8 protein-coding genes are annotated in these 7,563 nt (G+C 70.9%); 6 read left to right on the top strand and 2 right to left on the bottom strand.

Annotated features, from left to right (window positions below):
* Window positions 1-85: 85 nt before the first annotated feature.
* Genes deoC through E2651_RS38830 form a run of 3 tightly spaced genes read left to right on the top strand, consistent with a single transcriptional unit; the run spans window position 86 to window position 3,373 of the window.
* Complete coding sequence (gene deoC, locus E2651_RS38840; protein ID WP_245239486.1) at window positions 86-1,042, top strand: deoxyribose-phosphate aldolase; 957 nt, start codon at window positions 86-88, stop codon at window positions 1,040-1,042.
* A gap of 5 nt (window positions 1,043-1,047) precedes the next feature.
* Window positions 1,048-2,484, top strand: coding sequence for an aldehyde dehydrogenase family protein (locus E2651_RS38835; protein WP_135335984.1), 1,437 nt, complete (start codon window positions 1,048-1,050; stop codon window positions 2,482-2,484).
* The gene (locus E2651_RS38830; RefSeq protein WP_135335983.1) at window positions 2,477-3,373 is read left to right on the top strand and encodes an aldehyde dehydrogenase family protein; all 897 of its coding nucleotides are present in this window, start codon (window positions 2,477-2,479) and stop codon (window positions 3,371-3,373) included. Before E2651_RS38835 ends, E2651_RS38830 begins: the two co-directional genes overlap by 8 nt.
* Before the next feature lie 76 nt (window positions 3,374-3,449).
* Here the strand turns inward: E2651_RS38830 and E2651_RS38825 are convergent, their stop codons facing one another.
* The gene (locus tag E2651_RS38825) at window positions 3,450-4,184 is read right to left on the bottom strand and encodes a TetR/AcrR family transcriptional regulator C-terminal domain-containing protein (protein ID WP_245239485.1); all 735 of its coding nucleotides are present in this window, start codon (window positions 4,182-4,184) and stop codon (window positions 3,450-3,452) included.
* Between the two features lie 133 nt (window positions 4,185-4,317).
* On the opposite strand from E2651_RS38825, the gene E2651_RS38820 reads away from it, so the two are divergent.
* Window positions 4,318-4,638 carry an NAD(P)H-dependent oxidoreductase gene (locus E2651_RS38820; RefSeq protein WP_135335981.1) on the top strand — a complete coding sequence of 107 codons (321 nt, stop codon included), beginning with the start codon at window positions 4,318-4,320 and terminating at the stop codon, window positions 4,636-4,638.
* 27 nt (window positions 4,639-4,665) lie between these two features.
* Window positions 4,666-6,177, top strand: a complete 1,512-nt coding sequence (locus E2651_RS38815; protein WP_135335980.1) for an MDR family MFS transporter — start codon at window positions 4,666-4,668, stop codon at window positions 6,175-6,177.
* Window positions 6,178-6,259: 82 nt separating this feature from the next.
* On the opposite strand, the gene E2651_RS38810 is transcribed toward E2651_RS38815, so the two are convergent.
* Entirely contained in the window at window positions 6,260-6,652 is a 393-nt protein-coding gene (locus tag E2651_RS38810) for a hypothetical protein (protein ID WP_135335979.1), read from the bottom strand.
* 84 nt (window positions 6,653-6,736) lie between these two features.
* Between E2651_RS38810 and E2651_RS38805 the strand changes: the two genes are divergently transcribed.
* Window positions 6,737-7,423, top strand: coding sequence for an ATP-binding protein (locus E2651_RS38805; RefSeq protein ID WP_135335978.1), 687 nt, complete (start codon window positions 6,737-6,739; stop codon window positions 7,421-7,423).
* The last annotated feature ends 140 nt before the right edge of the window (window positions 7,424-7,563 follow it).

The raw sequence follows: 7,563 nt of genomic DNA, 5'->3' as shown, positions 1-7,563 counted from the left end.
GGCGGGAGGAATCCGCCGTGAAGCGGCGGTCTTGAACCCACCCCTGTACAGCCGCTACGCGCGTAGATATGCTCCCCTCGTGACCATGCCCACTGCTCCCGCAAACGCACACGCACTCGCCGACGCCACCGCGTCGGCCGGCACGCTGCGCCGCTTCCTCCACGGGCTGCCCGGCGTCGACACGGTCGGCCTGGAAGCGCGCGCCGCAGCGCTCGGCACCCGCTCGATCAAGACCACGGCGAAGGCGTACGCCATCGACCTGGCCATCTCGATGATCGACCTGACGACCCTGGAGGGCGCCGACACCCCCGGCAAGGTCCGGGCGCTCGGCGCGAAGGCGGTCAACCCGGATCCGACCGACCGCGGCACCCCCAGGACCGCCGCGGTCTGCGTCTATCCGGACATGGTGGCCGTCGCCAAGGAGGCCGTCGGCACCAGCGGCGTGAAGGTCGCCTCCGTGGCCACCGCCTTCCCCGCGGGCCGCGCCGCCATCGACGTGAAGCTCGGTGACGTACGCGAGGCGGTCGCGGCCGGCGCCGACGAGATCGACATGGTCATCGACCGCGGCGCCTTCCTCGCGGGCGACTACATGACGGTGTTCGAGCAGATCCGCGCCGTGAAGGAAGCCTCCGGCGAGGCCAGGCTCAAGGTCATCTTCGAGACCGGTGAGCTCTCGACGTACGACAACATCCGTCGCGCCTCCTGGATCGGCATGCTCGCGGGCGCCGACTTCATCAAGACCTCGACCGGCAAGGTCGGCGTCAACGCCACCCCCGCCAACACCCTCCTGATGCTGGAAGCCGTACGCGACTTCCGCGCGCAGACCGGTGTGCAGGTCGGGGTGAAGCCCGCCGGCGGCATCCGCACCACCAAGGACGCGATCAAGTTCCTCGTCCTGGTGAACGAGACCGCGGGCGCGGACTGGCTGGACAACCACTGGTTCCGCTTCGGCGCCTCCTCCCTCCTCAACGACCTGCTGATGCAGCGCCAGAAGCTGGCCACGGGCCGCTACTCCGGCCCCGACTACGTGACGGTGGACTGACCAAGATGACTTCCCCCTTCGAGTACGCTCCGGCGCCCGAGTCCCGCTCCGTCGTCGACATCGCCCCGTCGTACGGCCTGTTCATCGACGGCGAGTTCGTCGAGGCCGCCGACGGCAAGGTCTTCAAGACCGTCTCGCCGTCCACCGAAGAGGTCCTCTCCGAAGTCGCGCAGGCCTCCTCCGAAGACGTCGACCGCGCGGTGAAGGCCGCCCGCAAGGCCTTCGAGAAGTGGTCGGCGCTTCCGGGCGCCGAGCGCGCCAAGTACCTCTTCCGTATCGCCCGGATCATCCAGGAGCGCAGCCGCGAACTGGCCGTCCTGGAGACCCTCGACAACGGAAAGCCCATCAAGGAGACGCGCGACGCCGACCTCCCCCTGGTCGCCGCGCACTTCTTCTACTACGCGGGCTGGGCCGACAAGCTCGACCACGCGGGGTACGGCGCGAACCCGGCGCCGCTCGGTGTCGCGGGCCAGGTCATCCCCTGGAACTTCCCGCTCCTGATGCTGGCCTGGAAGATCGCCCCGGCGCTCGCGACGGGCAACACGGTCGTCCTGAAGCCCGCAGAGACCACTCCCTTGAGTGCCCTCTTCTTCGCGGACATCTGCCGCCAGGCGGGCCTGCCCAAGGGCGTCGTCAACATCCTTCCTGGATACGGCGACGCGGGCGCGGCCCTGACCGCCCACCCCGACGTCGACAAGGTCGCCTTCACCGGCTCGACCGCCGTCGGCAAGGCCATCGCACGCCAGGTCGCGGGCACGGACAAGAAGGTCACGCTCGAACTGGGCGGCAAGGGCGCGAACATCGTCTTCGACGACGCCCCCATCGACCAGGCCGTCGAGGGCATCGTCACCGGCATCTTCTTCAACCAGGGCCAGGTCTGCTGCGCGGGCTCGCGGCTCCTCGTACAGGAGTCGGTGCAGGAGGAAGTCCTCGACGCGCTCAAGCGGCGGCTGACCACCCTGCGCCTCGGCGACCCGCTCGACAAGAACACGGACATCGGCGCGATCAACTCCGCCGAGCAGCTCGCCCGTATCAAGGCCCTGGCCGAGACCGGCGAGGCGGAGGGCGCCGAGCGCTGGTCCGCGCCGTGCGAACTGCCCTCCTCCGGCTACTGGTTCGCGCCGACGCTCTTCACCAACGTCACGCAGGCGCACACCGTCGCCCGCGACGAGATCTTCGGCCCGGTGCTCTCGGTGCTCACCTTCCGTACGCCGGAAGAGGCCGTGGCCAAGGCCAACAACACCCAGTACGGCCTCTCCGCCGGCATCTGGACGGAGAAGGGCTCCCGCATCCTCGCGGTCGCCGAGCGCCTGCGCGCGGGCGTCATCTGGGCCAACACGTTCAACAAGTTCGACCCGACCTCGCCGTTCGGCGGCTACAAGGAATCGGGTTACGGCCGCGAGGGCGGCCGCCACGGCCTGGAGGCGTACCTCAATGTCTGAGCGACTCACGGTCCTGAAGACCTACAAGCTGTACGTCGGCGGGAAGTTCCCGCGTTCCGAGAGCGGCCGGGTGTACGAGGTGACCGACTCCAAGGGCAAGTGGCTGGCCAACGCGCCGCTCTCCTCCCGCAAGGACGCCCGTGACGCGGTCGTGGCCGCGCGCAAGGCGCAGGGCGGCTGGGCCGGCAAGACGGCGTATCTGCGCGGCCAGATCCTCTACCGCGTCGCGGAGATGCTGGAGGGCCGCAAGGACCAGTTCGTGCGGGAGGTCGCCGACGCGGAGGGCCTCTCCAAGTCGAAGGCGGCCGCCGTCGTGGACGCGGCGATCGACCGCTGGGTCTGGTACGCGGGCTGGACCGACAAGATCGCCCAGATCGTGGGCGGCGGGAACCCGGTCGCGGGCCCCTTCTTCAACCTCTCCTCGCCCGAGCCGACGGGCGTGGTGACGGTCGTCGCCCCGCAGAAGTCGTCGTTCCTGGGCCTGGTCTCCGTCATCGCCCCGGTGATCGCGACGGGCAACACGGCCGTGGTGATCGCGAGCGAGGACTCCCCGCTCCCGGCGCTCTCGCTGGGCGAGGTGCTCGCCACCTCCGACCTGCCGGGCGGCGTCGTGAACATCCTGTCCGGCCGTACGGCGGAGATCACCCCGTCGCTCGCCGCGCACCAGGACGTGAACGCGATCGACCTGGCGGGCGTCGAGGACGACGTACTGGCCAAGGAGCTCGAGGTCGCGGCCGCCGACAACCTCAAGCGCGTCGTCCGTCCACAGCCTGTGGACTCGATCGACTGGTCGGCCGACCCCGGCACGCACCGCCTGACGGCCTTCCTGGAGACCAAGACGGTCTGGCACCCCACGGGTTCGCTGGGCGCGTCCGGCTCCTCGTACTGACCCGAGCCATCTCCCCGCGGCGAAGCCCCGGCCCTCCTCCGTCCAGGAGGGCCGGGGCTTCGCCCTTTCATCGGCCTCAGATCCCGAACCGCGCCGCGATCCCGTCGAGGACGCACTCGAGGCCCGTCTCGAACGCCCAGGTCGGATCGTCCTTGCGCGTCGCCCGCAGACCGTGGCGGCGGTACGTGGGGTAGCGGCCGGTCTCCATGAGGTACGTCATCTGAGGCGCGAGGCCGAGCCGGATCTCGGCGCCGGACGACCAGCCCTCGGCCTGGGTCCACTCCCGCAGGGCCACTTCGGACGAGGCCGCGCCGTGCGCGTAGGCGCTGACGGTGCGGAACGCCACCATCATCGTGTCCTCGTCGAGGCCGAGCCCGTCGAGGGCGGCCAACTGCCGCTCGGCGATGGCCAGCCGACCCGGCGTGAGGACGAAGGTCGCCGTGGGCAGCTGGCCCACCCAAGGGTGGCGCCGCATCGACTCCCGGGTCAGCAGGCCGAACTCCCGCAGCACCTCGCGCCAGCCGGTCAGCTCCTCGGGGATCACGACCTCGGCCGCCACCCGCTCGGCCATCAGCGCCCACAGATCGTCCTTGCCCGAGACATGGCGGTACGCGGCCATCGGCGCGACCCCCAGCTCCGTGGCGAGCCGGCGCATGGTGACGGCGGCGAAGCCCTCCGCGTCGGCGACCTCCACCGCGACGGCCCCGATCCGCTCCAGCGTCAGCGAGGCGCGGGGCGCGGCCGGCTGTTCAAGACGCTCCCAGAGCGACTTGTCCGGCGCCGCCTTGCCGTCCCTCTTCTGGCCAGCCACAACCGGGCTCCTCTCCGTCGAGCGCTCAGCGTACAACGTATCCCTCAGTAGACGCTGTACACACTGACGTGTACGTTGTACGCATCCAGATACGCCGTACACATTCATTCACTCGCCATCTCCAGGGGGCCCCATGGCCAGCAGCACCGATCGGCCGCTCCAGATCGCCGTCGTCGTCGGCAGCACCCGCGAGGGCCGCTTCGCACCCGTCGTCACGCGGTGGCTGACGGGGCACCTCGACCGGCGCGACGACATGAAGGCCGACGTCGTCGACCTCGCCGAGACCGCGCTGCCCACCGTCCTGCCCGCCTTCGGACAGCCGCCCGCACCCGGCGTCGAGGAGGCCCTCGTTCCACAACGCGTACGGCATGTTCGGCACGGACGGGGCCGTCGACGACCCGGCCGTGAACACGGCGGCCGAGACGCGAAGTCCGTTCGCCCGTACGCCGCCTGACGTCACATCAATTCCACTGGGGGAACCATGAGTCAACGTACGGAAGAGACGAGCGTCCCGCCGACACCGGACGACGCACCGGCCCCGTCCCCCGAGGGCGGCCCCTCCAAGCTCGTCCTCTTCGGGCTGCTGCTCGGCCTGATGCTCGGCCTGCTCGACGGCACGATCGTGGGCACCGCCCTGCCCACGATCGTCGGCGACCTGGGCGGCCTCGACCACCTCTCCTGGGTGGTGACCGCCTATCTGCTCACCGCGTCCGTCTCCACCCCGATCTGGGGCAAGCTCGGCGACCTGTACGGACGCAAGGGCAGCTTCGTCTGGTCGATCACGGTGTTCCTCGCGGGCTCCGTACTCTCCGGGCTCGCCCAGGACATGGGGCAGCTCATCGCCTTCCGTGCCGTGCAGGGGCTCGGCGCGGGCGGCCTCATGGTCGGCGCCATCTCGATCATCGGCGTCATGCTGCCGCCGTCGCGGGCGGGCCGCTCGCAGTCGATGATCGGCGCGATGATGCCCGTCGCACTGGTCGGCGGACCGCTGCTCGGCGGCTTCCTCACCGACCACCTCGACTGGCGCTGGGTCTTCTACGTCAACGTGCCCATCGGCGCGATCGCCCTGCTCATCATCGCCCTGCGGCTTCACCTGCGCACCGAGCGCGTGAAGGCCCGGATCGACTACCAGGGAGCGGCACTGCTCTCCGCGGGCATCCTCGCCCTCACCCTGCTCGGCAGTTGGGGCGGCACCACGTACGGCTGGGCGTCGCCGCAGATCCTCGGGCTCGGCGCGCTCGGCGCGGGCGCCCTGGTCTGGTTCGCCCGGGTCGAGCGGCGGACCGCCGAGCCGATCATCCCGCCCCGGCTCTTCGCCGACCGCAACTTCACGCTCGCCCAGATCCTCTGCTTCCTGGTGGGCGGCGCCATGCTCGGGGCGACCAGCTATCTGCCGCAGTACATGCAGTTCGTACGCGGCGCATCGTCGACGGCCAGCGGCATGCTGCTGCTTCCGCTGATGGCGGGCATGTTCGGGGCGCAGCTCCTGCTAGGGCGGATCACCGCCAACGGCGGCGGCTATCGCGCGTACCCCATCGTCGGCGGCGCGCTGACGGCCGTCGGCGGGCTCGCGCTCCTGGCGGTCGGCGCGGACACCCCGACGGCCGTGACCTCCGCGCTGACCCTCGTACTGGGCACCGGCATGGGCTTCCTGATGCAGAGCACCCTGCTGATCACCATCAACAGCGCCGGACCGCGCGACATGGGCGCCGCCACCGGCACCGCGACACTCCTCCGCACGATCGGCGGCTCGCTCGGCGTCGCGGTGCTCGGCGCGGTCTACTCCAGCCGGCTGGACTCGGGCGGGATGCCGGAGGGCGGCACATCCTGGACGCCCGAAGCCGTCCAGGGGATGCCCGACGGGGTGCGCGAGACGGTGCGTACGGCGGTCACCGGCGGGCTGCACGGGGTGATGCTCGGGACGGCTCTCCTCGGCGCCGCGGCGTTCGCGGTGGCGTGGCTGGTTCGGGAGGTACCGCTGCGGAGGGAATGATCTGTCTGCGAGCAGAGCACCCGTGCCCCGAAGGGGCGCGGGGAACTCCGCGACCAGCCACGGCGCACCCGCAGAGGAGCAATCAGCCGGGCAACAGCCCCGTCGCCGGCCCCACCAGAGGCAACTCATCGAGCGAGGCCCCACCGGCCAGCGGCCCCGTCGCCGCCGCCGTGGTGATCGGCTTGAAGTCCGCGACGCTGGCGCCCACCGCATTGTCGAGCGGGTCGACGCCCGTACCGGCGAGCGGGTTGAGCTTCAGGTCCTTGGCAGGCCCGAGGCCGCCCTGCACCGCCTGGAGCAGCCCCGCGCCCGCCGCCGTCACATCATCGGCCGCCTGCGGAGCAGCCGGCTCCGGCGCCGCGCTCGCCGCCGCCGCGCCGCCGACCCCGAGCGCCGCCCCCGCGACGGCGACGGTCAGACCCGCGCGCAGCAGGGCGCGCGAGAAGGACTTGGGGCCTGCTGAGTTTCGTGCCATCGGTCTACCGCCCATATCCCTGTTGGGTAATCGAATGCACACGTAGCGTAGTTGAGGTGTGACACGGGCACCAAAGCCCGACCCATGGGGTCGCCTGAGCGGCTCAATGCCGCACACTGGTCTCTCGTGAGTTCCCATCCCCCGATACCCACCCGCGTCGTGCTGCTCGCAGGGCCCTCCGGCTCCGGCAAGTCGTCGTTCGCCGCCCGCTCCGGGCTTCCGGTCCTGTGCCTCGACGACTTCTACAAGGAGAGCGACGACCCGACGCTGCCGCAGGTGCCGGGCAGCGCCGACATCGACTGGGACTCCCCGGCGGCCTGGGACCGCGACACCGCCGTCGCCGCCATCGAGCGGCTGTGCCGTACGGGACGTACGAACGTCCCCGTCTACGACATCTCCACCAGCTCCCGTACGGGCGAGTCCGCGATGGACATCGAGCGCACGCCGCTGTTCATCGCGGAGGGGATCTTCGCGGCGGACATCGTCGAACAGTGCGGGGAGATCGGCGTGCTCGCCGACGCGATCTGTCTTCGGGGGCGGCCGTCCACCACCTTCCGGCGGCGGCTGCTGCGGGACCTTCGCGAGGGGCGCAAGTCCGTGCCGTTCCTCCTGCGGAGGGGGTGGCGGCTGATGCGGGCCGAGCGGGCCATCGTTGCGCGGCAGGCCGCGCTGGGCGCGCATCCCTGCGGGCGCGACGAGGCGTTGGGGCGGGTGGCCGCCGCTGCTGCCGGCCGGTGTGTGAAGGCCAGGAATTCCGCAACCATCAATTGAGCAACCACCACGGCGAGCACCCGATCCGCGAGAGCGGCGCCGGTTTAGGCGCAAAAAGCAGAAGGACCGGAAAGACCCCCCGGCCTTCCGGTCCTGCTGCTTCTTTCCCCCGTGATCCCCCGTGATCCCCCGTGGCTGTC

The sequence above is a fragment of the Streptomyces sp. MZ04 genome, from assembly GCF_004684775.1.
Classification (GTDB): domain Bacteria; phylum Actinomycetota; class Actinomycetes; order Streptomycetales; family Streptomycetaceae; genus Streptomyces.
Note: the sequence above shows the minus strand (reverse complement) of the source record. Positions and strands in the feature narration are given on the sequence as shown.

Excerpts from the sequence above, each read along its gene's own strand:
- E2651_RS38815 (WP_135335980.1), top strand. The coding sequence starts at position 4,666 with ATGAGTCAACGTACGGAAGAGACGAGCGTCCCGCCGACACCGGACGAC.
- E2651_RS38805 (WP_135335978.1), top strand. The coding sequence starts at position 6,737 with ATGGGGTCGCCTGAGCGGCTCAATGCCGCACACTGGTCTCTCGTGAGT.
- E2651_RS38810 (WP_135335979.1), bottom strand. The coding sequence starts at position 6,652 with ATGGCACGAAACTCAGCAGGCCCCAAGTCCTTCTCGCGCGCCCTGCTG.
- E2651_RS38820 (WP_135335981.1), top strand. The coding sequence starts at position 4,318 with ATGGCCAGCAGCACCGATCGGCCGCTCCAGATCGCCGTCGTCGTCGGC.
- deoC (WP_245239486.1), top strand. The coding sequence starts at position 86 with ATGCCCACTGCTCCCGCAAACGCACACGCACTCGCCGACGCCACCGCG.
- E2651_RS38830 (WP_135335983.1), top strand. The coding sequence starts at position 2,477 with ATGTCTGAGCGACTCACGGTCCTGAAGACCTACAAGCTGTACGTCGGC.
- E2651_RS38835 (WP_135335984.1), top strand. The coding sequence starts at position 1,048 with ATGACTTCCCCCTTCGAGTACGCTCCGGCGCCCGAGTCCCGCTCCGTC.